This window comes from Exiguobacterium aurantiacum (assembly GCF_001766415.1).
GTDB lineage: Bacteria > Bacillota > Bacilli > Exiguobacteriales > Exiguobacteriaceae > Exiguobacterium > Exiguobacterium aurantiacum_A.
This window is the reverse complement of sequence record NZ_MKXO01000002.1, coordinates 169,899-195,566: the sequence shown is the minus strand read 5'-3', so window position 1 is coordinate 195,566 and position 25,668 is coordinate 169,899. Positions and strand designations below refer to the sequence as shown.

The 25,668-nt window shown below is 51.3% G+C and carries 29 protein-coding genes and 1 pseudogene; 18 read left to right on the top strand and 12 right to left on the bottom strand.

Annotation, left to right across the window (positions count from 1 at the left end; genetic code table 11):
• Nucleotides 1-48 precede the first annotated feature (48 nt).
• The 3 genes from BJU60_RS06890 to BJU60_RS06880 all read left to right on the top strand — a co-directional run bounded on the left by BJU60_RS06890 (nt 49) and on the right by BJU60_RS06880 (nt 4,932).
• Nucleotides 49-1,098 carry a C45 family autoproteolytic acyltransferase/hydolase gene (locus BJU60_RS06890; protein WP_070328159.1) on the top strand — a complete coding sequence of 350 codons (1,050 nt, stop codon included), beginning with the start codon at nt 49-51 and terminating at the stop codon, nt 1,096-1,098.
• 113 nt (nt 1,099-1,211) lie between these two features.
• Nucleotides 1,212-1,490: a hypothetical protein gene (locus BJU60_RS06885; protein ID WP_070328158.1), complete on the top strand. Its 279-nt coding sequence runs from the start codon at nt 1,212-1,214 to the stop codon at nt 1,488-1,490.
• Between the two features lie 160 nt (nt 1,491-1,650).
• Nucleotides 1,651-4,932 carry an Ig-like domain-containing protein gene (locus BJU60_RS06880; RefSeq protein ID WP_217265638.1) on the top strand — a complete coding sequence of 1,094 codons (3,282 nt, stop codon included), beginning with the start codon at nt 1,651-1,653 and terminating at the stop codon, nt 4,930-4,932.
• A 51-nt stretch (nt 4,933-4,983) separates the two neighbouring features.
• On the opposite strand, the gene BJU60_RS06875 is transcribed toward BJU60_RS06880, so the two are convergent.
• Nucleotides 4,984-5,430, bottom strand: a complete 447-nt coding sequence (locus BJU60_RS06875) for a class I SAM-dependent methyltransferase (protein WP_070328156.1) — start codon at nt 5,428-5,430, stop codon at nt 4,984-4,986.
• Entirely contained in the window at nt 5,391-5,615 is a 225-nt protein-coding gene (locus BJU60_RS15365) for a hypothetical protein (RefSeq protein ID WP_254281667.1), read from the bottom strand. Before BJU60_RS15365 ends, BJU60_RS06875 begins: the two co-directional genes overlap by 40 nt.
• A 240-nt stretch (nt 5,616-5,855) precedes the next feature.
• On the opposite strand from BJU60_RS15365, the gene BJU60_RS06870 reads away from it, so the two are divergent.
• From BJU60_RS06870 to BJU60_RS06855, 4 genes are read left to right on the top strand one after another with little or no spacing between them, the layout of a single operon-like run.
• A complete protein-coding gene (locus tag BJU60_RS06870) occupies nt 5,856-6,257 on the top strand; it encodes a hypothetical protein (protein ID WP_070328155.1) in 402 nt (133 codons plus the stop codon).
• Between the two features lie 4 nt (nt 6,258-6,261).
• Nucleotides 6,262-7,047 carry an ImmA/IrrE family metallo-endopeptidase gene (locus BJU60_RS06865; RefSeq protein ID WP_070328154.1) on the top strand — a complete coding sequence of 262 codons (786 nt, stop codon included), beginning with the start codon at nt 6,262-6,264 and terminating at the stop codon, nt 7,045-7,047.
• Between the two features lie 6 nt (nt 7,048-7,053).
• Nucleotides 7,054-7,959, top strand: coding sequence for a hypothetical protein (locus BJU60_RS06860; protein ID WP_070328153.1), 906 nt, complete (start codon nt 7,054-7,056; stop codon nt 7,957-7,959).
• Between the two features lie 31 nt (nt 7,960-7,990).
• Nucleotides 7,991-9,469: a cryptochrome/photolyase family protein gene (locus BJU60_RS06855; RefSeq protein WP_070328152.1), complete on the top strand. Its 1,479-nt coding sequence runs from the start codon at nt 7,991-7,993 to the stop codon at nt 9,467-9,469.
• Nucleotides 9,470-9,555: 86 nt separating this feature from the next.
• Here the strand turns inward: BJU60_RS06855 and BJU60_RS06850 are convergent, their stop codons facing one another.
• Nucleotides 9,556-10,230 carry a hypothetical protein gene (locus BJU60_RS06850; RefSeq protein ID WP_070328151.1) on the bottom strand — a complete coding sequence of 225 codons (675 nt, stop codon included), beginning with the start codon at nt 10,228-10,230 and terminating at the stop codon, nt 9,556-9,558.
• A 288-nt stretch (nt 10,231-10,518) separates the two neighbouring features.
• On the opposite strand from BJU60_RS06850, the gene BJU60_RS06845 reads away from it, so the two are divergent.
• From BJU60_RS06845 to BJU60_RS06820, 6 genes are read left to right on the top strand one after another with little or no spacing between them, the layout of a single operon-like run.
• Nucleotides 10,519-11,115 carry a glycerol-3-phosphate responsive antiterminator gene (locus BJU60_RS06845; protein ID WP_070328150.1) on the top strand — a complete coding sequence of 199 codons (597 nt, stop codon included), beginning with the start codon at nt 10,519-10,521 and terminating at the stop codon, nt 11,113-11,115.
• Nucleotides 11,112-12,203, top strand: coding sequence for an ABC transporter ATP-binding protein (locus BJU60_RS06840; protein WP_070328149.1), 1,092 nt, complete (start codon nt 11,112-11,114; stop codon nt 12,201-12,203). Before BJU60_RS06845 ends, BJU60_RS06840 begins: the two co-directional genes overlap by 4 nt.
• Nucleotides 12,200-13,105: a carbohydrate ABC transporter permease gene (locus BJU60_RS06835; RefSeq protein ID WP_070328148.1), complete on the top strand. Its 906-nt coding sequence runs from the start codon at nt 12,200-12,202 to the stop codon at nt 13,103-13,105. Before BJU60_RS06840 ends, BJU60_RS06835 begins: the two co-directional genes overlap by 4 nt.
• Nucleotides 13,102-13,911 (top strand): carbohydrate ABC transporter permease, encoded by an 810-nt coding sequence (locus BJU60_RS06830; RefSeq protein ID WP_070328147.1) that lies wholly within the window; start codon nt 13,102-13,104, stop codon nt 13,909-13,911. The genes BJU60_RS06835 and BJU60_RS06830 overlap by 4 nt, the downstream gene beginning before the upstream one ends.
• A 15-nt stretch (nt 13,912-13,926) precedes the next feature.
• The gene (locus BJU60_RS06825) at nt 13,927-15,234 is read left to right on the top strand and encodes an ABC transporter substrate-binding protein (protein ID WP_070328146.1); all 1,308 of its coding nucleotides are present in this window, start codon (nt 13,927-13,929) and stop codon (nt 15,232-15,234) included.
• Nucleotides 15,197-15,925, top strand: a complete 729-nt coding sequence (locus tag BJU60_RS06820) for a glycerophosphodiester phosphodiesterase (RefSeq protein WP_083274047.1) — start codon at nt 15,197-15,199, stop codon at nt 15,923-15,925. The genes BJU60_RS06825 and BJU60_RS06820 overlap by 38 nt, the downstream gene beginning before the upstream one ends.
• A 51-nt stretch (nt 15,926-15,976) precedes the next feature.
• Here the strand turns inward: BJU60_RS06820 and BJU60_RS06815 are convergent, their stop codons facing one another.
• The 3 genes from BJU60_RS06815 to BJU60_RS15230 all read right to left on the bottom strand — a co-directional run bounded on the left by BJU60_RS06815 (nt 15,977) and on the right by BJU60_RS15230 (nt 16,764).
• Nucleotides 15,977-16,324: a hypothetical protein gene (locus BJU60_RS06815; RefSeq protein ID WP_070328144.1), complete on the bottom strand. Its 348-nt coding sequence runs from the start codon at nt 16,322-16,324 to the stop codon at nt 15,977-15,979.
• 91 nt (nt 16,325-16,415) lie between these two features.
• Entirely contained in the window at nt 16,416-16,568 is a 153-nt protein-coding gene (locus BJU60_RS15235; RefSeq protein ID WP_161567338.1) for a hypothetical protein, read from the bottom strand.
• 49 nt (nt 16,569-16,617) lie between these two features.
• The gene (locus BJU60_RS15230) at nt 16,618-16,764 is read right to left on the bottom strand and encodes a hypothetical protein (RefSeq protein ID WP_167615672.1); all 147 of its coding nucleotides are present in this window, start codon (nt 16,762-16,764) and stop codon (nt 16,618-16,620) included.
• Nucleotides 16,765-17,009: 245 nt separating this feature from the next.
• On the opposite strand from BJU60_RS15230, the gene BJU60_RS06810 reads away from it, so the two are divergent.
• Complete coding sequence (locus BJU60_RS06810; RefSeq protein ID WP_070328143.1) at nt 17,010-18,452, top strand: carbon starvation CstA family protein; 1,443 nt, start codon at nt 17,010-17,012, stop codon at nt 18,450-18,452.
• Nucleotides 18,453-18,493: 41 nt separating this feature from the next.
• On the opposite strand, the gene BJU60_RS06805 is transcribed toward BJU60_RS06810, so the two are convergent.
• Nucleotides 18,494-19,621, bottom strand: coding sequence for a sensor histidine kinase (locus tag BJU60_RS06805; RefSeq protein WP_254281666.1), 1,128 nt, complete (start codon nt 19,619-19,621; stop codon nt 18,494-18,496).
• A gap of 178 nt (nt 19,622-19,799) precedes the next feature.
• Between BJU60_RS06805 and BJU60_RS06800 the strand changes: the two genes are divergently transcribed.
• The gene (locus tag BJU60_RS06800) at nt 19,800-20,663 is read left to right on the top strand and encodes an SDR family oxidoreductase (protein ID WP_254281665.1); all 864 of its coding nucleotides are present in this window, start codon (nt 19,800-19,802) and stop codon (nt 20,661-20,663) included.
• Between the two features lie 41 nt (nt 20,664-20,704).
• Here BJU60_RS06800 and BJU60_RS06795 read toward each other — a convergent pair whose 3' ends face one another.
• Nucleotides 20,705-21,421, bottom strand: a complete 717-nt coding sequence (locus tag BJU60_RS06795; RefSeq protein ID WP_070328141.1) for a peptidoglycan DD-metalloendopeptidase family protein — start codon at nt 21,419-21,421, stop codon at nt 20,705-20,707.
• 460 nt (nt 21,422-21,881) lie between these two features.
• On the opposite strand from BJU60_RS06795, the pseudogene BJU60_RS15495 reads away from it, so the two are divergent.
• Together BJU60_RS15495 and BJU60_RS15490 are read left to right on the top strand one after the other, a co-directional pair.
• A pseudogene (locus BJU60_RS15495) lies at nt 21,882-22,463 on the top strand (RNA-guided endonuclease InsQ/TnpB family protein); the annotation flags it as partial.
• Nucleotides 22,358-22,693 (top strand): RNA-guided endonuclease TnpB family protein, encoded by a 336-nt coding sequence (locus BJU60_RS15490; protein WP_438802340.1) that lies wholly within the window; start codon nt 22,358-22,360, stop codon nt 22,691-22,693. The pseudogene BJU60_RS15495 and the gene BJU60_RS15490, both read left to right, overlap by 106 nt.
• A 284-nt stretch (nt 22,694-22,977) precedes the next feature.
• Here BJU60_RS15490 and BJU60_RS06785 read toward each other — a convergent pair whose 3' ends face one another.
• Nucleotides 22,978-23,607: an NAD(P)-dependent oxidoreductase gene (locus tag BJU60_RS06785; protein WP_070328140.1), complete on the bottom strand. Its 630-nt coding sequence runs from the start codon at nt 23,605-23,607 to the stop codon at nt 22,978-22,980.
• Between the two features lie 116 nt (nt 23,608-23,723).
• Between BJU60_RS06785 and BJU60_RS06780 the strand changes: the two genes are divergently transcribed.
• Entirely contained in the window at nt 23,724-24,065 is a 342-nt protein-coding gene (locus BJU60_RS06780) for a winged helix-turn-helix transcriptional regulator (RefSeq protein ID WP_070328139.1), read from the top strand.
• Here BJU60_RS06780 and BJU60_RS06775 read toward each other — a convergent pair.
• From BJU60_RS06775 to BJU60_RS15435, 3 genes are all read right to left on the bottom strand, one after another.
• Nucleotides 24,060-24,251, bottom strand: a complete 192-nt coding sequence (locus tag BJU60_RS06775) for a hypothetical protein (RefSeq protein WP_070328138.1) — start codon at nt 24,249-24,251, stop codon at nt 24,060-24,062. The two genes, BJU60_RS06780 and BJU60_RS06775, sit on opposite strands and share 6 nt — an antisense overlap.
• Before the next feature lie 333 nt (nt 24,252-24,584).
• Nucleotides 24,585-25,280 carry a TerC/Alx family metal homeostasis membrane protein gene (locus BJU60_RS06770; RefSeq protein ID WP_255569856.1) on the bottom strand — a complete coding sequence of 232 codons (696 nt, stop codon included), beginning with the start codon at nt 25,278-25,280 and terminating at the stop codon, nt 24,585-24,587.
• Between the two features lie 102 nt (nt 25,281-25,382).
• A complete protein-coding gene (locus BJU60_RS15435) occupies nt 25,383-25,505 on the bottom strand; it encodes a hypothetical protein (protein WP_255569849.1) in 123 nt (40 codons plus the stop codon).
• Nucleotides 25,506-25,668 lie beyond the last annotated feature (163 nt).

The following is a 25,668-nucleotide window of genomic DNA, read 5'->3' as shown; positions in this document are numbered from 1 at the left end:
ACATCCCTCCCGCACGTCCGCTATAATGGGCGCAAGGGAGGTTTTTTCATGCAACGTGTCTCAAGCGAACTTACACAATTCCGCGGCAGTCATTATGACTTTGGCCGCTTTCAAGGTGAATATATCAAGCGCAGCAAGCTGCTCGAGAACCGGACCGATCAGTGGAAGCTGCGCGTCCCCCGGTTTGAGATCGACGAGCGCGAGGCGAAACAAGCGTTCGACCGGTTCGCCCCGCGGATTTGGGAAGAACTGCTCGGCCTGCAGGACGCGCTCGAACTGACGCTCGGCGATACGCTCCTTCACTTCGGTCATTTCCGGGTCAATAACCCGATCAGCGGCTGCTCGATTTTGACAGGGGACAACTTCCTCGTCCGCAACTACGACTATCATCCGATGACGTATGACGGGCGCTACAACGTGTTCCAACCGGACGAGGGCTACGCCGTCATCGGACCCGTCTCGCGCGTCACCGGGCGGATGGACGGAATGAACGAGCGCGGACTCGCCATGGGCTATAACTTCATCAACCGACGCCGCCCCGGCGACGGCTTCGTCTGCCAGATGATCGGACGGATGATTCTAGAGACGTGCGCGACGGTCGAAGAAGCGGTCGATCTGTTGAAAGACATCCCGCACCGCGGCTCGTTCACGTACGTCGTCCACGACAAGTCGTCAAACACACGTGTCATCGAGGCAACCCCGCGCGATATCCGCGTCCGCGAGTCGAACATTTGCACGAACCATTTCGAGCTGTTGCAGCACGAGAACCGTTACCATCTCGACGACTCGACGCGGCGGATGATGGAGATCAAAATGTATCAACATATCGTCCAAGACGCCGAGAGCGCGTTCCGGCTCATGAACGACTCGGATAAAGGTGTGTTTTCGGAGCTGTATAAAAGTTGGGCCGGGACGATCCATACGGCCGCCTATTTCCCGGAGACGCTCGAGACGTGGTTCGCCCTCGGCGGCGACCGCGACCCGGTCATCTTCGACTTTCAGACGTGGCTCGACGGGGAGGATTTCGACTTGCACGCCCTCGACGGTGAGATCGCGACCGATATCGAGTTCGCCAACACGGTCCAACTTTGGCGCTAACTAAAACAAGCAACGGCTCATTGCGAGTCGCTGCTTGTTTTAGTTCGTCTGGCGCACGTTAGCCCGTACTGTTTTCTGTAAAACCGGGAATACATAGAACAGGAGGGATTCATATGAAACGAATCGGATTATTGGCCATCATGCTCGGGTTGGTTGTCGTCCTCGGCGGCTGCGTGCCGGGTGACGGCTCCTACACGACGGATCCGGCCGGCTTTTTTTGGGGTGTCTGGCACGGCTGGATCGCACCGGTGTCACTGATTCTAGGGTTGTTCAATGACACGTATCGCGTCTATGAAGTGAACAACACCGGCTGGTTTTATGATTTAGGATTCTATATCGCCATCATCAGCGGTTTCGGCGGGGTGGCCGTGACGCGGAAGAGCCGGGGCTAGACACAATTGTCTGGCTCTTTTTTATTGACCTTCTTTTTGAAAACGGCGACTAGTTTATTGAAAATCGTGCTATATTTTTTATTGTTTAATCAGATATTACCAAAAGGAGACAAGGAAGATGGTTGCACGTATAAAGAAGAGTTTCATATTATTCATATTAATGATGTTAGTCGGGGCGATGATTCCGATGCCATTAACTTCAGCCGCGACGTTAAATCAGACAATAACCGATGCACGAGTAGTGGAAGGAACGACGGATCAGCCGAACCAACACGTTACGATCGTTGCGAATCACCAAGTTGTGACAACGACGAGTGACGCCACGAAAAAATATACATACACGTTTGATGATGTGCCAGTCGGTCAAATTGCGGTGTATCAGCGAGATCAATATGGGTTCGACCAATTGATTGATGTGACGATACGTCCAGAACCAAAATCCCCAGAGATGTTAGTGAAACCTCAAGATGCGACATTTGTAGGGATCATCGACAACGAGTTTGTGTTCGTCACACATCCCGATCATACAATCCATGCAACGTATGAAGGACGAGCAAAAGAAGGGATCGGGGAGTTATACATCCCTAAAAACAAAGCGGAGACTGTGAGTGTGTACGTCAGCAGCCCAGAGAAAGCTTCGACTCCAATCAAATCTTATGAAGCGGCTCCAGCGAACCCTGATGTGATGCAATTAGACGAACCGCCGCATGAAACATTACGTGTTTCAGGTACCACATTGCCTTACGTCACAATTTTTATCCGATTAGGCGATCTTGTAAGGACGGGTCAAGCAGATGCGAGTGGAAAGTTCGATTTTCCGTTCACAGGTTGGGAGCAACGAGCGTATGAGCAACAGACATACAGCGTAGAAGCGATGCACTTTGTGAACAAAGCAGAGGGAGCAGTGAAAGAATTCACGATTCCAGCATTCGTACCGACCGCCACGCAACCCCTACTCATTAGTGAAGAGTCGCTCACAAAGTTTAGTGGTGTGACGTATCCGAACGCAGACATCCTACTTGACGGAGAACGATGTGAAACGAGTAAAGATAACGGCTCTTTTTATTGTGAATACGAGCTGAATGAGCAAGTAGATCGAGTCCTCACCATTCAAAAAGATGGACAGATTTTATTTACGAAACAAGTTAAAGTGAAGCGAAATGACGCGACAATGAAATTTGAAAAAGTGTCTTTCGAGTTAGAGGATGCTCAATTGATTGGAAAAGCGACGCCAAATCAAACGTTTAACGTATGGTATTGGGACCGCAAAAATACTAGCTATGATAACTATCAAATTCATATACAAGCGAAGAGTGACGCACAAGGAAACATCGTATTCAACTTACCAAAACAATATGAAGTCGACTATATGGTATCGTATGTCGACGAGGAAGGACTCAGGACGCCAAAAGGAGTGTTCCGTGCCGACGACAACCGTGTACCGCCGACACCTATCCTGAAGATGGAGAGTAACCAAGTCGCCATCACGATTCCGCCGTTCCATTACCCGTATCAATTTTTGTGGTTTGAAGCGAAAATTGATAAAGCAGATGGACGTTCTTTTACGCAAAAGGTTTTCCCGAATAATCCTGTACTTTCACTTGGTGTGAACGACAAGTTCATGATTCGGACTGTTCTTTACGACGGGCGCGTGTCGGAGTGGGTAACAGGCACGTTCAATGCGATTCAAAAGCCGCTCATCCTTGACTTAACGAACGATACGACGTTGTTGAAAGGGACGACGGAACCGAACGCATCACTCAAGTTCACGAGCGGTGTTGTCAAAGAAGTAACAGCAGATGCCCAAGGGAAGTTTGAGTTTGCCGTCAACTTGAAGAAAGTGAACACGTTTAACGTGCTCGTCAGTGTTCCTGGTAAGGCGGAGCAGACGTTCAAGTATGAAGTGAAAGACACGGTGCGACCGACGTTAGAAATTTATAATATTCTTTCTGAGGACGCAAAAGAAATCATGTTTGATGCGAATGAGTACGTTGGCAACTTTGAAATCGCGTATTACAAAAACAGTTCGGTAGTGCGTAAAGAAAAAGTGAAATCAACGAAATCCTACATGATTCACAGTTCTGGCTTTGTTAGATCGGGATATTTTCCTGTTTCTGGCCTTAAGGCAGACGGCATCACGCATCTCATCATTTATGCGGAAGATTTGGCCGGCAACCCTTCTGGCGGAAATAAAATCACGGTGAAAGATACGACAGCGCCACGTGTCATTCTCCAAAAACACGTCCTAGCTGCAGAACATTTAATCTACGGAAAAACAGAACCCGGATCAACCGTGACATTCACGTACCGAAGTGACAAAGAAAAACCTGTCGTCGTCTCGAGCACGGGAATGTTCACAATCAAGACGACCGATCCAGTCGTTTCTCAAAAGTATGGGCAAGTGAAAATCACGGCTACGGATAAGGCGGGCAACAAAGGATATGGCTATATTTCGCCGAATGGAGAGAAGGTTCAAGACATTCGTCTAGATGGCGGTCAAAAGGCATGGTTCTATATGCAAAATGAGTATATGAACCAAAATCACTATGAATTCACCATTAACGGAAAAACGCAAAAGTATACCCAGATTGGGAACGTGATCACCTGGCCGAACGACATCGTATTACCTGCGACCGTGACAGTCAAACTCATCAATCCAGATAAAACGGTTAAATATGAGATGACAAAAGTGATTACAAAACCATATGTCACGAAACCGCTCTCGAACGTGAAATTCCAGCAAGGCGTTCGCAGAATCACAGGGAACGGGGACCCGTATGCGACGCTCGAAGTATGGAGCGGGACGACACGAATCGGTTATTCGGCGGCGGATGGAACCGGAAGATTTGATTTCAATTTGGTGCGCGCTTATACAGAAGGGGAACAACTTCGTTTTGTGATGTCGCCTCGTATAGGCAAGCAAGTCGTGACGACGATCAAGGCAAAAGACAACACGGCTCCGACGAAGCCAACCGTTAACGAGATTTCGGCAGTGACGACGAAAATCACGGGGAAAGCCGAAAAAGGTGCGACTGTTCTCATCACGTATAACGGGCGCACGTATTCGACTAAAGCGAACAACTCAGGTGTATATGCTTATTCTATTAAGAACTGGACGCCGGGAAAAACGGTCTCTGTTCGGGCGAAAGATGCATCAGGGAACCTGTCAGCTGTTCATGCCCAAACGATTAAATACGTGTTCAGACAGTTCAGCGTCAATACGCTTCGGACGAGTCACACTTACGTGACCGGCAAAGGCCATCCTGGCGCCATGGTCCAAGTGTACAACGGCGCATCGAAAGTCGGGAAAGCCGTCAAAGTCGATGCGAAAGGCAACTTCAAAGTGTACGTAAATAAACAACGTCAAAGCAACACGTTGACTGTTGAAATGACGCGGTCAGGCTATGTGACGAAACGAATCAATGTCATCGTCGCGAAATAAAAAATATCTCCTAGGACGATGTGTCCTGGGAGATATTTTTCGTATACATTGTCATACGCCCTGCTGTTTTTGTCCGCGGACAGCGACCGTATGATAGTCGCGCGAATCAGGCCCGCGCGTCACGACGATGTCGGTCAGACCGAGTCGGACGGCGGCCGGGATAAACTGTTCTAATACGACCGCTGTGATGCCGTCCCACGTCACGTCGCCTTTTCCATCGCAGTACGTGATGACGAACGACCCGCCCGGTCTGAGGACACGCTCGACTTCAGCCAGAATGGCATTCACATCTTCCCAAAAATAGAGCGTATGAATGCTGAAGGCACGATCGAACTGCGCGTCCGGGAACGGGAGTGTCCCGAGGTCGCCTTCAATGACTTCGGCCCGGCCTGCTTGCACGTCGGCTCGATTTCGTTTCAATGCCGAGCGGACGATGGTCGGGGAACGGTCGAGACCGGTCACATGGATGTGGTTGTGCGCCCGAAGGAGGCGTGCCATGGCGTCACCGGCGCCGCAACCGAGGTCGAGGATGCGGTCATTCGGCGAACCGTCAACTGTTCAATCGTCCAGTCGACTTCGACGCGATGTTGGCGGACCATCTTCTCGCCGATATATCTCCCGACGATGCCGCGCGGGTTCTCGTATTGACTGTCAATCCATATTTGGAGGCGCTTTAGGAGCATGGACTCAGTCCTCTCATTAGAAAATGTTTGTGAATCGAGTGTAGCACAATCGAACTATCACAGGGATGTCGGGGGAGAGACTAAAAAGAATTGACCTCAAACTAAAAAGAATCTTGATATTCCGCTTAAAACAAACTTACAATAGGTAAAGTGGTCAATTTAGATATCGAATCTCATTTATTTAGTTAAAAAGTTTGTTTTAACCGTAATAAAGGAATTGGTAGTAAAGGGGGAATTAATATGAATCAAAATGAATTGAATCAATTAGTCGGTAGAAATATCAAGCTTTATATTGAAGCAACGGGAAAATCTCCGAAGTGGGTATATGAGAGAGCAGGCATGACGAAATCGACATTTTACGACTTGTTAAAAGGTAATGGTGATGTTAATAAAAACGTCCAAAAAATAAACAAACTGTTTCGAATCAATGAACCATTTTATTTCTATAATGAACAGTTCATGCCACCGAAAACGATCGAACAGATTAATCTAGAGTCTAATCTCATAAATGTTGCGGCTGCTAGTTATCACAAAAGTGGGGATGAACATCGTCTTGATGAAACGATGAAAATGCTTGAAGATTTTATCTCGATGATTGACGTATTGGAACGATTGAATCAAATAGACAAGGAGCAATCATAATCTTATGATCAATCAGCAGAACTTGTTAGATGTCATAAAACAAAATAAACGATTGTTGCCAGAAGTAATCAGCAAAGTAGAGAATACGAAAGACAAAGGTTTGTCGTTTCGGTTAAAGACCCATGAAGCCATCAAAAATGAGTTAATGAAGCATGCATATGTGTTGTTGTTTCCAAGTGAAGAGCAACATTATGGAGGGTTGGTCACGTATCGAAACGGTAACTTTTATATTCACATTAATACGTCGCAACCAAGGGTCTATGAAAATTTTATGTGGGCTCACGAGTATTATCATTACATGTATGAACAAGAAGAAATTAAAAACAGTACCACACAAACGTTTTTTGACGACTCGGTTTTAAACGAAAACGAAAGAAAAGCTAATTTGTTTGCTGCTGAACTATTAATTAACAGCCACGTATTGAAAGAGTCATATGAATCAATTAAAGAGCTTTATTCAGAGGACGATTATCGCTTAAACATTATCCGTCTCATACCAATTTTTGAAGTGCCTTATAAATCATTGGTCATAAAAATGACTCAGGATGGTTTGATTAATGAAACAGAAGGCTTGGATGCTATCGATTATGACTACCGAAATCAACTGCCTAGTGACATCGACCATTCTCTGTTCAATCCTACGCTCGCGATTAAATTGAACGAAATTAATCGTATGCTCCAACAACAACGAATCAATCCGATGCTCAGAGAAACGGATTTAGGAAGTTTTGAATCAGTTTACGCGGACCACATGAAACGTCTTGTAGAGTTGCAACAGGAGAAGTGGTGACTTCCGATGAGTGAACTGAATGATTCGTTAATCACCTCGATTAATCCTTTTATCGAGAGAAGGTATGTCCCACCGACTTCTGTTCAACAAGCGTGTCTGTTCGACACCATGATTTTGACTCGATTAGCCAAAGTCGCGCGAGAGCACCCTGAAGACATGAATCTCTTTATCGACGAGTTGGTTGCAATCAATGCTGTTCTCTATATCCCAGAAACCATTCTTGCAGAGACGGCAGGAAATCAAGGTATGACAATGGAACGATATCGCGCTTTACACCAGCCCATGTTCGAAAGACTGTCTGAGAAAATTCAAGTGCGCGTTCTTTCGTTTGAGATGATGTATGAAATCTTAGCAACCACGATGAATCATCCGACTCAGGCGTTTCTCAAGTTTCGCCTATTGAATGTCCATTTGAACCAAACGAATAAAACAATTCAACATGAGATTGAGAGAGCCACTTCACCAGACGAAATCTTTCAGGCGGTATCACAACAGAAGAAAGACTTAGGCGAAAGAATATTGCATCTGTTAGCTTTTGTACTTTTAGAAGATGGAGTTCCTGCCGTTCGTCTATTCAGCGACGAAGAAAAAGGTGTGTATAACGTGCGCCGTCTGCTCAGTGTTGATGAAAAAGTGCTCTCGTTGTTGCACATTCAGACTCAACCATCTTTTCTCGCAACGTATCAGCTAGAATCATTTGATTGTTTGTTATGTGGCATCTTAAATAAAAAACGAGATATTTGGAATGAGGAAGAAATGGCAATTTTCTTATCTAAACATCGTGAAGGAAAACACCTTCATCGAAAAATAAGATTCTCGTATTCGGTTCGAGATGTGGATCAAAGACAACTTGATAATCAAGAACTCGTTCAATTTGTATGTCGGAATGAAGAATTCAGAATCATGTTTTAACAGAAGGTTAATAAAGCAGAGGTGGATGTAAATGCGTTCCTTTTGGATTTTCGGCAATCAGTTGTCACACGAGCTCGAGATGCTCGAACACGTTAAAACTGACGACGTCATCGTCATGATTGAAGCGACGTCACGGGCGATGTGGCGGAAATACCATAAACAAAAGCTTGTCCTCATCTTCTCGGCGATGCGTCACTTCGCCGATGAGTTGCGGGAGAAAGGTTACACCGTCGATTATCATGAGGCGGACTCGTTCCAAGACGCGTGGGACGACCACTTTACACGGTATGAGCCGGAGGAGATCCACTATACGGCTGTCACCGACACCGTGATGGAGAAGAAGGTGCAGCAGTTCGGGAAAAAACATCCGCTCGTCGAACATTCGGACGTGCCGCTCTTCTATTTAACGAAGCAAGAGGCCGTCGACACGCTCGGCAGCGAACCGTGGCGGATGGACCGATTTTACCGCCAGATGCGGAAGCGGTTCGATGTGTTGCTCGAGGATGGGAAACCGCGCGGTGGCAAGTGGTCGTTCGACGCGGACAATCGACAGCCGCCAAAGTCCGGCCTCACGTTCCCACCTGCCATCCACTTCCGACCGGACGCTATCACGACAGACGTCATCGAAAAAGTCGAACGCGACTTTGCGGACAATCCGGGGGACATCACGCCGTTCGTTTGGCCGGTGACACGTGACGAGGCACGTCGGGCGCTGAAACGTTTTGTCGAGGAGCGGCTCGAGACGTTCGGTCCGTATCAAGACGCGATGCTGTCGAATGACCAGGATATGTCGCATAGCTTGTTATCGTCTGCGATCAACATCGGACTCTTGACCCCGGAAGAAGTCGTTCAGGCGGCGGTTGAGTCGGACGCGCCGCTCGCTTCCGTCGAAGGATTCGTCCGTCAAATCCTCGGTTGGCGCGAGTATATGCGCGCAGTCTACGTGACATCGATGCCCGGTTACGAGTCGGTCAACACGTTTAACCATGAACGTGACTTGCCGCATTACTTCTGGGACGCTGAGACGGACATGAACTGCATCCATCAGAGTGTGAAACCCGTCATCGAGAAGGCGCACAATCATCATATCCAACGATTGATGGTGCTCGGCAACTTCGCGACGTTGTTCGAGATTTCACCGCAACAGACGAGTGACTGGTTCAACGAGATGTATATCGACGCCTACGACTGGGTCGTCTTGCCAAACGTGCTCGGGATGGCGCTCCATGCGGACGGCGGGAAGCTCGCAACGAAGCCATACATCGCCTCGGGTAAATACATCGACCGGATGAGCGACTATTGCAAGGGCTGCAAGTACAACCCAAAACATACGACCGAAGATGACGCCTGTCCGTTCAACGCCTTGTATTGGAATTTCATCGACAAGCACGAGGAGCGGTTCGCGAAGAACCAACGGATGAAGATGATGGTCCGCAACTGGCAAGGGCGCGATGACGCCGTCAAAGCCGACATTTTGGCGAAGGCGAAACAGAATCTAAAAGATGTGTAATGAAGATAAACGGGACTTGAAACAAGAAACGTGAGCCTAGAAATACCGGGCTCACGTTTTTCTCCAAACTTTTTGCCATCCAATCATCATGCATTCGGCCACTCGATTCCGATTTCAGAAAAAGAACATCTACTTTCTTCAATTCCTTCAACATCATTCGCGTTAATCAATTGAATATCCTCTTTCGATAAAACGATACGTCTAGTAGGGTCTTTCAACTTCAAATGATATAGCTTTTCCACTAGTGTTAGCTGTTCCTCCGTGAGTTCGTAATACTCTTCCCAATATTGCAGCGCGGCTTCATACTCCGATGCCTGTACTTCTAAAAGATCCGCCCCTCGCTCAAGCATGATGTCATAAGGATGGCTCGAAAACACGCGCTGGTCACTTTCCCATAAGACGGTCGTGACGACTGGACGAACCTCTCCATCCACTTCGTCTAACAAGTATTGAAGTGTTTCTTGCTTAGCTATTTGTTGTACCTGGTCCGGAGCTTCGAAAAAGTATTCCTTTGCGTCTACTGGATTCAAAGCGAAATGCTCGTTCCGGAAACCTGCGACATAAAAGTCTTGCCCGAACGCAACTGTTCCTCTGCTCCCTTGGCCATCATTGGTACTGTAGTTGTCACCATCCCACGAATGTTCGTAAGCAAAGTCAGGGTCATTTGCGATGAAAATAGCATGGACAATCGAGGCGAGGATGCATCCTTCCCATATGTTTTGGCGTGTCCATCCACGTTCGGTTAGTTGAAGTTTCTTCATTTCTACTCCTCCTTTAAAACAATTACCATTCTTTCATAGTATAGCCTGTTTATGAGGGAGAGAATGAGGCTGGTTGGTTTTGAATGGACTGTTTGTAAATCCCATTCACGAAAGGTTTACGCTTTTTTGCATGTCCTTCACGGACACTTTACAATCGTTCGGTACGATATGACTTGTGAGACCCCTCAATCCAAAGTGAATAGCATTCGGTAGAACATTCGAGAGACCAACAGAAGCCCATACGTCCGTGACGTCATGTTTCTGTTGGTCCTTTTTTCTTAAGAGAGGATGATTCAAGTGAATCCAACAATTCGCACGATTGGACGAGAGAAGATGATCGCATCGATCAAGTCGCCAAAACAGCTCGAGAAATTCCTGCAATCGGACGTCACGACGACGTTTCTTATGATGGGCACGCTCAGCACACTCGACCGGTATGTCGCGCATTTGAAGCGGGAGAATCGGACCGTGTTCCTGCACGCGGAACGAATCAACGGCATTAGTCTCGATCGGGAAGGCATCGATTATTTGGCGAAACGGGTCGGCGCTGACGGCATCGTTACGACGAAAGCGTCCGTCATCCAACACGCCAAACGGGCTGGCCTGATGACGGTGCAACGTCTGTTCCTCGTCGATTCGGACGCCGTCACCTCAGGCATCAAGATGGCGAACGAGCAACAGCCGGACGCGCTCGAACTCATGCCCGGTCTCATCCCGAGCGTAATCGAACATGTCGCCGGTAGCGTCTCGCTCCCGATCGTGACGGGTGGGATGATTCGTAAACCGATCGAAGTCCACCAAGCGTTGTCACATGGGGCGTTCGCCGTCTCGACAGGGGACGAGCGGCTATGGGCGTCACACGCGACGAAGGAGGAAATGGCATGAAGTCGATCCAACTGCAAGACCTCAAAAAATCATACGGGGACACCGAGGTCATCCGCGGCATCGACGTCACGATTGAGCCGGGCGAATTTTTCGCGCTCGTCGGACCGTCGGGTTGCGGCAAGAGCACGATGCTCCGGATGATCGCCGGTCTCGAGTCGATCACGAGCGGGACACTCCGGATTGACGGCGTCGCTGCGAACGAGCTGAAGCCAAGCGAGCGGCAACTGTCGATGGTATTCCAAAACTATGCGCTCTACCCGCATATGACGGTCGAGAAAAATATCACATTCGGCCTACATACGAAAGGACTCACGAAGCTCGAGCAGCGCGAACGGTGCGATGCGGCGGCCGAGACACTCGGTCTGACCGACTATTTGAAGCGCAAGCCGCGCCAGCTCTCGGGTGGGCAGCGGCAACGGGTCGCACTGGCCCGGGCTATCGTCACCGAGGCGCCAATCTGCCTCATGGACGAGCCGCTCTCGAACCTTGACGCCAAGCTCCGGGCCAAAATGCGTTCGGAGATCCGCCAGCTGCAACGCAAGCTGAACTTGACGATGATTTACGTCACACACGACCAAGTCGAGGCGATGACGATGGCCGACCGAATGATGTTATTGAACGACGGGGAAGTCCAACAAGTCGGCAAGCCGCTCGATTTGTACAACAAGCCGGCCAATACGTTCGTCGCCTCGTTCATCGGCTCGCCGCCGATGAACTTGACCGAGGTGAAACGGGCCGAGAAAGGCTGGATTGCCTCGGATGGACGTCTGTTCCATCCGAATACGGTGACGAAACACGATGTGGCAACGCTCGGTATTCGGCCGGAACAAATCACACCGGCCGGGGAGACGGTGACGTTTTATGCCGAACTGAAGAACATCGAGGTGCTCGGCACCGAAACGATTCTTGCGTTCGATATGGGCGGGACCGAATGGCTCGCCAAATGGCCTGGACAGTGGCCGCTCTCGATCGGGGAGAAGATCGCTTGTTACGTCGATCCGAAACAAATGTCGCTGTTTGATACGGCCGGCGATCGCATCGAGCCACGGCAACCGAAACTGTTCGAGGCGCTGGAGGTGTTCCAATGACGGTCGCGTTGCCGAAACAGAGAGTCCGGGCACGCCTCTCGGACGCAGCGGCCGGGATCTTATATTTATCGCCCTCGATTGCGCTGTTTGGCATCTTCCTCGTCTATCCGTTGTTCCGGACGATCTACTTGAGCTTTTTTCGGACCGATACGCAGGGGACGCCGCTCAGCTTCGTCGGGGGTGAGCACTACGCGAAACTGTTCACGAGCGCCTCGTTTTGGCAAAGCATCCAAGCGACGGTCGGCTTCGTTCTGTTGACCGTTCCGCTCACAATCATCATCGCGCTAGGGTTAGCGCTGCTCGCTAATGAGAAACTACGCGGTATCGGTTTCTTCCGGACGGCGTTCTCGGCGACGATGGGGATGAGCGTCGCGGCATCATCGGTCATTTGGATGTTTATGTACAATCCGTCGATCGGCATCTTCAACCGTTTCTTAGAAGCGGTCGGGGCGAGTGGGGTACAGTGGCTACTTGACCCGCAGTATGCACTCCTGTCGGTATCGCTCGCGACCGTCTGGATGAACATCGGTTTCACATTTTTGATCATCCTCGGGGGACTGCAAAATATCGACCGGACGCTGTACGAGAGCGCGGACATCGCTGGGACGAGTTACGGGACGCAGCTTCGGTCAATCACGATTCCGATGCTGTCACCGACGCTCTTCTTCGTCGGTATCATTTCGCTCATCAACGCGTTCCAGACGTTCGGACAGATCGATCTACTGACGAAAGGCGGTCCGACGAATTCGACGAACGTCATCGTCTACGCCATCTACAAGGACGCGTTCATCAACTATAACGTCGGTGGGGCGAGCGCCCAGGCGGTGCTCTTGTTCGTCACGGTGCTGCTCTTGACGTGGCTCCAGTTCAAGCTCGTCGAAAGGAAGGTGCATTACCAATGACGCTTCGGAAAGTAGTCACGTATACGCTCCTCGTCTTGAGTACGCTCGTCATGCTGTTCCCGATCGCCTACGCGTTCTCAATCAGTTTGATGGACGGAAGTGAAGTGCTGAAAGGGAACCTCATCCCGCGCGACGTGACGTTCGACAACTATGTCGCCGCGTTCGAGCGCATCCCGCTCCTGACGTACTTATGGAACAGTCTCGTCGTTGCGCTTTTCGTCATGGTCGGTCAGGTCGTCTTGTCGAGCCTCGCTGCGTTCGCGTTCGTCTTCATCGACTTCAAGGGGAAAGCGATTATCTTCATGCTCTTCCTCGCGACGATGATGGTGCCGTGGGAAGCGACGATGGTGCCGAACTTCTTGACGATCCAGTCACTCGGGTGGTTGAACTCGGTATGGGGGCTGTCGGTCCCGTTCTTCGCGCTTGCGTTCGGGACGTTCCTGCTACGGCAACAGTTCAAGACAATCCCGCACGAGATGTATGAGGCGTCACAAATCGCCGGGGTCAGCCGCTTCCGTTTCTTTTGGAATATCGTCTTACCGGTCTCGAAGACGCCGCTCGTCACGTTGTCGGTGTACAGTTTTTTGACGACGTGGAACATGTACTTATGGCCGCTCCTCGTCACGAACACGGAGCAGGCTCGAACGGTACAGATCGGGATTAAACAGATGCAGTCGAACGAAGTGGCATCGGACTGGGGTGTCGTCATGGCCGCGGTCATCTTGATCATCATCCCGACGCTGATGCTGTTATTCGCTGGACAAAAACAGTTGCAAGAAGGATTGACGCAAGGTGCGATCAAATAATAGGGGGAATGTACGATGAAGAAGAAAGCACTATTCGCAGGATTGACTAGTTCGCTGTTATTACTCGGGGCATGCGGTAGCGAAGAGGCGGCGACGGAAGCGTCGACGACAGAAGACGGGAAGACAGAGGTCGTGTTTTGGCACGCGATGAGCGGGGACCTAGAGACGGCGCTAAACAATCAGGTCGACGCCTTCAACGAGTCGCAGGAGGATTACGAAGTGAAACCGGTGTTCCAGGGGACGTATGAAGAGGCACTCACCAAATTTAACGCCGTCGCCGGTTCGACGGAAGCGCCGGCCATCATGCAGACGTTCGAGGTCGGGACGAAGTATATGATCGACACGAACAAGATCACGCCGGTGCAAGAGTTCATCGACAAAGAAGACTTCGATACGAGCGTTTGGGAAGAGAACATCTTGAGCTATTACCAAGTCGACGGCAAGCAATACTCGATGCCGTTCAACTCGTCGACACCGGTGCTCATCTACAACAAGGACGCCTTTAAAAAAGCGGGACTCGATCCGGAGCAGGCACCGCGAACGTATGACGAATTGAAGCAAGCGGCGAAGGCGCTCACGACCGATGACCAGACCGGTTTCACGATGCTCAACTACGGCTGGTTCTTCGAACAGCTCGTCGCCGCGCAAGGCGGGTTATATGTCGATAACGACAACGGGCGCAGCGGGGCGCCGACGAAAGCCGTGTTCGACGGCGAAGAAGGTCAGAACGCCTTCAACTTGATCAAAGACATGTACGACGAGAAGACGTTTATGAACGTCGGACAAAACTGGGACGATATGCGCGCTGCTTTCCAGTCTGGGAAAGTCGCGATGTATCTCGACTCATCGGCTGGAATTCGTACGGTCGCAGACAATGCGTCGTTTGAAGTCGGCGCCTCGTACTTGCCGGTACCAGATGAAGCGGACCGTGAAGGGGTCGTCATCGGTGGCGCCTCGCTCTGGATGGGGGACGGGATCGCCGACGAGACGAAACAAGGCGCATGGGAGTTCATGAAGTATGCCGCCTCGAAAGAAGCACAGGCCAAGTGGCACGTCGAGACGGGGTACTTCGCCATCAACCCGGACGCTTACAACGAACCGATTGTCGAAGAGATGTGGGCCGAGTACCCACAGCTAAAAGTGACGGTCGATCAATTGAGCGAGACGAAGGCGTCCCCGGCGACACAAGGCGCGCTCATCTCGACGTTCCCACAGTCGCGTCAGAGCGTCGTCAATGCGATGGAGAGCTTATACCAAGGCGTGTCGGTCGAGGACGCGTTGAAGCGTGCGGCCGACGAGACGACTTCCACCTTGGGGCAGTGACGTGTTGATTTATGCCCATCGCGGCTATAGCGCCAAGTATCCGGAAAATACGTTGGCGGCGTTTCAAGCGGCGCTGCCTTACGCCGAAGGCATCGAGCTCGATGTCCAGCTCTCAAAAGACGGCCGCCTCGTCGTAATCCATGACGAGACGGTCGACCGGACGACAGACGGGAGCGGCTACGTGAAAGACATGACGCTCCGGCAGATCCGCTTGCTAAGCACTGAGAGCGGGGAACGAATCCCGACGCTCGAAGAAGTACTCTCATTAATTGAACCGTCCGATGTCACGCTCAATATCGAACTGAAGACGGACCGATTCGATTATGACGGGATTGAATATCTCACATGGCTCGCTGTCTCCGAGTTCAAGCTTGAGCAACGTGTCGTCTTCTCGTCATTCAATCCGGATACGCTCATCCGGTTACGAGATATCGCCCGAGAAGCGAGGATCGCCGTTTTAACGGTGGACGGGCATCCGAAGCTGGTTGAATTTGTGGAGCGAGTCGGAGCCGAGGCTGTCCATGCTCAACCGGAGTTTATCGGGACGAGAGACTGGATGACGCTTCGGGAACAGAATCGCTTGATTCGACTATATACGATCAACGACCCGAGCGAGCTGCCGGACATGACTGGTGTCGACGCCATCATGACGGACGAGGTCGAGCGGTTTCAATCGAGGTCGCATCGCTGAAGTATATACCTCAGTCATTTTCTTATTGAAACTCTCTTAACAGATATAAATTTAGTATCCTGCGTTCAAAGTGGTGAATTCATCTTCTCTCAAAGGTGAATCGCCTTTGGAGTTATGTCCGTAATAGGTGACGACATACTCATTGTCCGGATTGGTTTTGACGAAAAATTCATATTCGACTCTCTTTTCGTCTTCGAATTTCAAACGATATAAGTATCCAAATTGATTAATGCTGAACTCGACGTCATAGGCGTTCTTCTCGATCGAAAAATGGTCATGTAACGTTTCATTCAAAAAAGTTTCTCGCTGATATACCTCATGTAGAAGAAAAAGTACTCCTCCCAAAATCAGTAAAGCAAAAGCGATTTGAAACTTGGGTAATGTTTTTTTAGATGTCATCTACATCGGCCTTCCTTAATGAGATCGATCAACTGCTACCGCACGAGCCATGGATAAACATGACAAAGCTCGCTCAATGAGGCGGTCGGTGTCATGTTTTCTTTGGTGAATCGCTAAATGCAAAATACAGACCGACCCCGAGGGCAAGCCCGAGAAGATAGTTGTCGAGAGCAATCGCAAACGTGACGCCGACGCCGAGTGCAAGCGGAAAGGCATAGCTGCCCGTCGTCTGTTTGTTGGACATGGAGACCTCCTCCTTTGCCCAGTTTCTACGAGTGTCGCCTCAAAAAGTTTCACGCTTTCTTCTTCGTCCCTTGGAACGCGAAAAACATCGCGATGCCGATCCCGATACCGAGCCACCAGTTGTCGAACAACAGTCCGAAGATGAGAATAAAGGCGACGGCGACCGGTAGTGCTAAATATCCACGTTGTCGTTTCATTTGATTCATCCTTTCTGTGTCTCTCTTTGACTGTTCCCGGAAGCGGAATGATTCATTCTAAAAGTAACCGTTTTCATAAAAATGGCTCAACAGCAACGTTTGTCTAAAAAATGAACATTGTTATTTTCATGTGAAATAGTGAGCAATTACATCTATCCATCCATAGGAAAGCCTGTTATATTTTAATTGTGATAAACTTCACAATAAGAAATCATACATGGGTCATATTATAGGAGGAAGAGAAGATGATTACATTTTTTATCGCACTAGGATTACTATTGGTCGGGTACCTCGTCTACGGCCGTTACGTCGAGAAGACGTTCGGCATCAAGGAGGAACGGACGACGCCCGCCTATGCGTCTCAGGATGGTGTCGACTATGTACCGATGGGGAAAAAACGTAACTCGATGATCCAACTGTTGAACATCGCCGGCGTCGGTCCGATCTTCGGTCCGATCATGGGAGCACTCTACGGTCCGGTCGCATTCCTTTGGATTGTCGTCGGGTCAATCTTTGCCGGGGCGGTACACGACTACTTGACCGGGATGATCTCGCTCCGGAACAACGGCGCACACTTGCCGCAGCTCGCCGAGAAGTTCCTCGGCCGCTCGCTCCGCCACGTCGTCAACGGGTTCGCGCTCTTGTTGCTACTGCTTGTCGGGACGGTGTTCGTTACGTCACCGGCCAACATGATCAACAACTTGTTCGACGGTAACGCGTCGACGCTCGCCTGGGTGCTCCTCGCCATCTTCGGCTACTACATTTTGGCGACGCTCTTACCTGTCGATAAGATCATCGGGCGCATCTACCCGTTCTTCGGGGCGCTCTTGTTGATCAGCGCCGTCGGCATCGCCGTCAGCCTGTTCGCCCAAGGCTATCAGGTCCCTGAGATGACGTTCACGAACATGCACCCGGACGGCTTGCCGATCTGGCCGCTCTTGTTCTTCACAATCTCGTGCGGCGCGCTTTCAGGATTCCACGCGACGCAGTCGCCGATCATCTCGCGGACGACGATGAAAGAAAGCAATGGTCGCAGCATCTTCTACGGCATGATGATCGTCGAGGCCGTCATCGCCATGATCTGGGCAGCGGCCGCGATGGCGATCTTCGAACCGGGTCAACTGCTCGCGATGATCAACGCCGGCACACCGGCGCTCGTCGTCCAAGAGGTGGCGACGCTCATGCTCGGCAGCATCGGCGGCACGCTCGCCATCCTCGGCGTCATCGTCTTGCCGATCACGTCAGGTGACACGGCGTTCCGTAGCGCCCGGATGATCATCGCCGACTACATGAAGATCGCGCAGAAGAAGTTCGCATCACGCCTTTGGATCGCACTCCCGTTGTTCGTCATCTCGTTCATCTTGACGAAAGTCGACTTCCGTCTCCTCTGGCAATATTTCAACTGGGCCAACCAGACGACGGCGGTCATCGCCTTGTTCGTCGGGGCGACGTACTTGTACATCAAAGGACGCAACTACTGGATCGCGCTCGTCCCGGGGACGTTCATGCTGTACGCGGTCTGGTTCTATATCTTGACGGCGCCGATCGGCTTCAAGATGGATGGGGTCATTCCGTACGTCATCGCGACGGTCGGGACGGTGACATTGTTCTTCTTGTTCTTCAAGCACGCCAAAGCGATGCGCGCCCAAAATCTCGAGTGCGACGCACCGGTTCGAAAAGCCGCATAACAAAAAGGGGCCTGGCATACATTGCCGGGCCCCTTTGTTGATCAGTCATATAAGTAAATTGAGAACGTCGTCCCTTCTCCGTACACGGAGTCGGCGTGGATGCCCCAACCGTGCGCCTCGGCGATCCGTTTGCAGATGCGCAGGCCGAGCCCGGTCCCTTTGATCGGACGGTGGGAGTCGGAGTCGACCCGGTAGTACTCGTCAAAGATGTAAGGGATGGACTCAGGAGGGATACCGATGCCTGGGTCACGGACGGACAAGACGAGCGTCGTATCGTCCATCGAGCCCGTGATCCGGATCGTCCCGCCTTTCGGTGAATACTTGATGGCGTTGCCGATCAAGTTGTGAAGCAGCTGCAACAACTTCTCCTGGTCGGCCTCGATCGTCGCGTCGCAAGTGGACAAGACGACCTGGTGATTCGGGGATGTCGTCTCATAGTGGGCGACAATGCCTTCAAGAACCGGTTTGAGTGCGAACGTCGACAGCGTCAGCAATTCCGCGGAGTAGTTGACGCGTTGATAGTCGAGGAAGTTATCGACGAGCCGTTCGAGCCGCTCCGCTTCTCGCTTCACGAGCGTCAGCATGCCGTGCGTCTTCTCGTTATCGGTATGTTGGTACATGAGCAGTTCGGTGTAGCCGCTGATGGCGGTGAGCGGTGAACGGAACTCATGCGACAGCTCGGCCAAAAATGAGTCTTTCTGCTCCTCGAACCGGCGCGCTTCGGTCTCGTCGCGCCAGAGGATGAACACGCCGCGCGGGGTGTGGGTGAAGTTCAAGATGAGTTGCAGCGTCCGGTCGCCGAGCTGGAAGTAGTGGGGTTCCATACTCGGACAGCAGCCGAAGCGATTGTCGAGCAATTCTTCCCAAAAAGACGTCACGGCAACCGGGTCGGCCTCGTTCCGTTCGAACACGTCATGGAAGAAGCGGCTCAAGGTCTCGAAATCGGTGAAGCGCCGCGTCGTCAGCGACGGACAGAAAGCACGGAGCGGTTGGTTCGTATACAGGTGGTTGCGGGTAAAATCGATATAACAGACGGCATCCTGCACTTCCTCGATGAGCGAAGCGATGGGAGAGTGCGGCAAGCGTCGTGTTGAATAGTTCGGGATGGCTCGTTTTGGACGTGTTCGGCCGTGCCTTGCGGATGAACGATAAAATCGGTTTCGATCCATGCGTCGGCCTCCTCTCTACGATGTCGATTGATCTGTCTCTATTATACGACATTGTGCAGTATTTCCCTATATAGTCCATGGACCTACCTAAAAATGAGAGGAAATCGGGACGGTCGGCACAAATTGTTCAAACACAAACAGACGAGGCTATACGACAATGAGAAGAGGAGGCGATATGATGAAGCAAGCGATTTTAGTGACCGGTGCGACCGGGAACGTCGGACAATACGTTGTGAAGTATTTAGAGGATCGAGGGGAAGCTGTCGTCGCGGCCGGAAGCAGGGTGGATGAGCTGCAGCGGCGCTTCCCGACGGCGGCACGACACGTCGAACTCGATTTTGAAAACCCGGACACGTACGAAGCGGCGCTCGACGGGGTCGATCGCGTCTTTTTGATGCGTCCGCCACAGATCGGGGACGCGGACGTGTTCGTTCCGTTCATTGAGGCGATGGCCGAACGTTCGATTCGACTCGTCGCCTTTCTTTCACTCATGGGCGTCGAGACGAATCCGTTCCCGCCCCACTATAAGATCGAGAAGCACATCGAGCAGTCAGGTGTTCCATCCGTTCATATCCGGCCAGGTTTCTTCATGCAGAACGTGACCGGCGTCCACGCCGAGGAGATCCGTCAAGACGACGAGATCTTCATCCCGGCCGGTAACAGTCAAGTCAGCTTCATCGACGCCGAGGATATCGGCAAGGCGATCGCGTACGTCTTGGCCGACCCGGAGTCACATCGCAATACGGCCTATACGCTCACCGGACCCGAGGCGCTCGATTATGTCGACATCGCCAACCAATTGACGATTCTGACCGGGCGGCGCATCACGTACGCCAAGCCGAGCATGCTGCGCTATCGCTCACACTATATTCAGGAACGTGGTCTGGATCCAGCGTATGTGAATGTGACGATGGCGCTCTACCTCATGACACGGCTCGGGACGGCGAAGGCGGTGACGGACGACTTTGAACGGTTGACCGGGGAGAAGCCGCGTTCGTTTGCTGAGTTCGCACGTGATCACGTAGATACGTTCCGGCACTAAAAAAATACACCTTCATCCTTTAGCGGATGAAGGTGTATTTTTTAGAACAACGTATACGGGTTGACGCTGTTGGCGGCTGTCGAGCCGCTATAGACGTACTTGTTTTTATGGATCTCGAAGTGGAGGTGGCTCCCGAACGAGTTGCCGGTATTCCCGATCGTCCCGATGTTCGCGCCTTTCGAGATCGATTGGCCTTTGACGACGTTCAACCGATCCATGTGGGCATAGACGCTCGTGTACGCTTGGCCGTTGATCGTATGCGAGATCATGACGTGGTTCCCGTAGGCGCCATAGTTTCGGGCGACGATGACTTGACCGGAAGCGGCAGCTTGGATCGGTGTCCCTTTGGCGGCCGCGATGTCGATGCCGTTATGGAACGTGTAACCGTACTTTCCGCTCGCCGGGCCATACCCTTGCGACAACGTGCCTTTCGCCGGCATGATGAATTTAGCCGCCGTGGCCGCCTGTAACGCCGTACCGCTATATTTTTTGACATATGTACTCGCTACATATTTCGTGCTGCCGTTGTAATTGATTTTCGTCCATGAGCCGGTCGCCCCTAGATACGTGAACGATTGACCGAGCTTGGCGCTGCCGACTTTTTTGTAGGCGGTCGATGGACCCGTCCGCACGTTCAAGCTGTTCGTTGTGATTTTGACTTTATAAGAAGTGGCTGCCTCTACCGGTGTTGACGTTTGAAGCGTCAAACCGGAAACGAGAAGTGCGCCGAGAGTAATTGTCATTAATTGTTTTTTCATTTTTTGGTAAATCCTTTCGGTCAGTTAACAGGGCGACGGAACGATGTTTTTCTTAACCTTCTTTAGGAATTTTACCATCAAAAAATATAATTAAATATGTCATTTATATTTCAAAAAAATATATTGGAATTTTAACTGATTTAAGCGAGAATTCTCCCACCTCTAAGCGTCTGGGGCGAGGCCCAGCGTAGGTGGGAGATGAATCGCCCGTACATAAACCTCTTGACCACCCCTGTGACAGATATAGCGAACATAAGTTCGTGATTTTGTCAGATTTCCCCGCCCCCGCCGCGGGTATCGGATGAGGAAGACGTTCATCACGACCATCGGCCGAGAGGAGGCGGAGACATGCTGAAGGGCTACAAATACAGGCTCCACCCGACGGCGGCACAGGCCGAGTTCCTCCTACAAGCCGCCGTTCCCGTTCCTCGCCGAGGCGGACAGCCTCGCGCTCGCCAACGCGAAGCTTCACCTCGACACGGCGTTCGCGAAGTTCTTCGCCGGGACGGCCGGCTTCCCGGTCTTCAAGTCGAGACGGAAATCGCGCGCCTCCTACACGACGAACAACCAGCACGGCACGATCCGCATCGAAGGGGGCCACGTCCGGCTCCCGAAGGTCGGGTTCATCCGCTTCACACAGCACCGAATTTTCGACGGCGAGATCCGCTCGGCGACCGTGTCGATGACGAAGACGGGCAAGTTCTTCGTGTCGCTCCTCGTCGAGCAGGACGACGAGCCCTGGGTCCCGGCCGAGCACAAAATCGGGATCGACCTCGGCCTCGGGCACTTCGCCGTCATGACGAACGACGCAATGGTGACGGAGACAATTCCGAACCCGCGCAACCTGCGCGAGGCCGAGGAACGGCTGAGACGGGCGCCTTCTCGCTCTCCCGCAAGAAGCCCGGCAGCCGGAACCGCGAGAAGGCGCGGCTCCTATTGGCCAAAAAGCATGAAAAGGTACGGAACCGCCGGCACGACTTCCTCCACAAGCTGTCACGACGCATCGTCGACGAGAACCAAGTCGTCGTCGTCGAGACGCTGAAACCGAGGGAGATGATGCGGGTCCGCCAGCTGGAATATAAGGCGAGATTCTATGGACGGACGTTCATCAAGGCCGACCCGTGGTTCGCCTCGACCCAGGTCTGTTCGGCCTGCGGCGAGAACGGCGGCAGGAAGGACCTGCACGTCCGCGAGTGGACATGCGGCGCTTGCGGCACACACCATGACCGCGACGTCAACGCGAGCCTCAACCTGTTGCGCCTCGCGGACTGAAACACTCCAGGGCAGGGACTGCCCGACGAGCTTGGTCCACAACCGTGGCTGGTCAAAGCACGGTCTTCCCAAGAAGCTCCCACTTCAAGTTGCGAAGCAAATAAGTGGTGAGTAGTTCACCTAGTTTGTGATTCAAAAGTATATGTTTGGACTCGGTTGTTTGAATAGGTATTCAAGTGACGAGTCGATGCTGGGGCATGTTTTTTAGCTGGAAATACAAACATTGAGACGTTACGAGTGAACGCAAAAAAAACAGGTGTGGCTGAATAAAGCGGCCACACCTGTTAGTTTCCAATCAGTGGATAGTCATGAACATATTGCCGCGTCTCGATTTCATCGAGCATAAAGTGGGCGACGTCAGCCCGGTCAATCACTAACTTGTCGAAAGCGAAATAACCTGTCCGATACTGCTCTGTCTTCGGACCTTCTGACAGACGAGGACAACGGACGACCGTCCAATCGAGCCCGCTCGCTTCAAGGATCCCTTTTTGCGTATAACTATCGCGAAGCAGATCGCTCGCGAGCGTCTTCATGAGCGTTTCGGCAAAACGGCTCATAAATTTCTGTTTGACGTCTTTTGGTACTTTGACGGTCGCGCCGGTCAAGTTGATGACCCGCTTCACACCGAACTCGTGCATCGCGGCGACGACGTGTGACGTCGCTTTTTCGAGGATATCTTTGTTCGACGTCTTCGTGTGGCCGAGTGCCATCACGACTGCGTCCGTTCCTTCGACGGTCCGGAAGACGTCCTCCCGATTTTCGGCATTTCCGCGGATGACTGTGAGCCGGGCGTGGGTGATGCCGAGTTTCTCTGGCGTTCTGATTAGAGCCTGAACAGTGTGTCCTTGTTCGAGCGCTTGGCCGATCAACTCATGTCCGGTTCGTCCGCTCCCTCCAAACAGTGCGATGTTCATGTCGTTCACTCCTTCATTTTAGTAGATACGTTTAGCGTACCCGTTCGTATACACAATTAGAAGTACGCACAATAATGACTTATACTATCTCTAAAGATACTAAAGGAGTGGATCATATGAAGGAGTGCCCGGTTGAAACGATCGTGCAAAAGATTTCCGGGAAATATAAGATGTTGATTCTTCATCGGCTCGGCACGCTCGGGACGAAACGGTTCAACGAGTTGTGTCGCTTGTTCCCACAGGCGACGCCACGGACGATGACACGGCAGTTGCGGGAGCTCGAGCAGGACGGGTTGATCACAAGAAAGATATATTCGGAGATTCCGCCGAAGGTCGAGTACTCGTTGTCGGAACAAGGTCGGTCACTTTACCCGATTTTACAGCAACTTGGCGATTGGGAAGCGGAGCAGCAAGAGTCGCAGTCGGCAAGCCATACGCCCCAATCATATCTGTCATAACTGATCTTCGATGAGCGCGACGGCCACAGTGAGAGCCTGAATGCGCCGTTTCGCTAGTGTCAGTTGGGACTTATAGCGCTCAGGCTCATCTTTTGCCTCGAGCGTCTTTATCGTCACGTTCAGCTTGTAGAGAATCGAGTCGATTTGTCGTTTCGCTTCTGTTAGTTCTATGGCTGAATAATCCATGTTGCCTCCTAAGTAAGTGTTTTTCTCCAGTATACATATGAAAAACCGAGGCGGGCGCCTCGGCTTAGCGTATTTGCGGTATATATTTTCTGGTACGGCGGTTTGACGAGCGCGGTGCGACGAGGAAGAACAATCCTAACATCACCCCAACTCCAAGTCCCCATAGACTGTTGAACAAAAACATCAACACGATCCCGAAGACGAGTCCAATACTCACATCACCCATACGGTCAAACATTTACAACCACCTTTTCTTTGTTTGCTAGACCAATAATTTACCCGGGTTTTAGACGAGATACACCTAACGACGAGATCTAGCTAGCATGTGTTTCTTTATGATACGTTTTTCTGCGAATTTGGTTTCGTTTTGTAAAAACTATAGACGACACTGATCAAGATGACGAGTACGATCGCACCGAGCGACATCCAGATCGGCATCTTGTAGACGTCACCGAAAATCATCTTCGTCCCGATGAAGACGAGCATGAAGCTGAGCCCATGCTTCAAATAGTAGAAGCGATCGATCAAGTTGGCGAGGACGAAGTAGAGGCTACGCAATCCAAGGATCGCCATAATGTTCGCGTAGAAGATGATATACGGGTCACGTGAGTAGGCGAAGCTGGCTGCGACCGAATCGACGGCGAAGACGATATCCGACAGTTCGATGAAGATGAGCGCGATGAAGAGCGGTGTGAAGAACAGCTTACCGTTGATGCGCTTCGTGAACTTCCCTGACGACATGTCTTGCGTGAGCGGCAAGTGGTTCTTTAACCAATTGATCGTCTTGTTGTCCTCGAGCGACTCGTCTTTGCCGATATTCTTGAACATCATCCAACCCGTATAGACGAGGAAAGCGCCGAACACGTAATAGACCCAACCGAAGTTCTCGAGAAGCGATACACCAGCGACGATGAAGACGGCCCGGAAGAGAATCGCACCGAGGATGCCCCAGAACAACACTTTATGCTGATATTTGAGTGGGATCGCGAAATAGGCGAAGACGAGCGAGAAGACGAACACGTTATCGATGGCGAGTGCCTTTTAGATGAAGTAGACGCTCGCATATTCGGTCGCGACCGTGCTGCCTTGCGAGTAGAACAACCAACCACTAAACGCAATGGCGATCCCGATTCAAACGAACGTCCATGTCCATGCCTCACGGAGCGAGACTTCGTGTGCCTTGCGGTGGAACACCCCGAGGTCAAGCGCGAGCATGAAGATGACGAGTGCCAAAAAGGCGATGAGTAGGGTCAACAATAATTCCTCCTTATAGGTTCATTTGAACTTTATATTATTATTATAAGTTCATATGAACTCAAAGTAAAGAGGATTCGTATTTCGCATTAAAACAAAGCGAGGAGAAATCGAACCTGTTGGGGCTATGGGAAGGGCTGGAAAATGGCACAGTCACATAAAA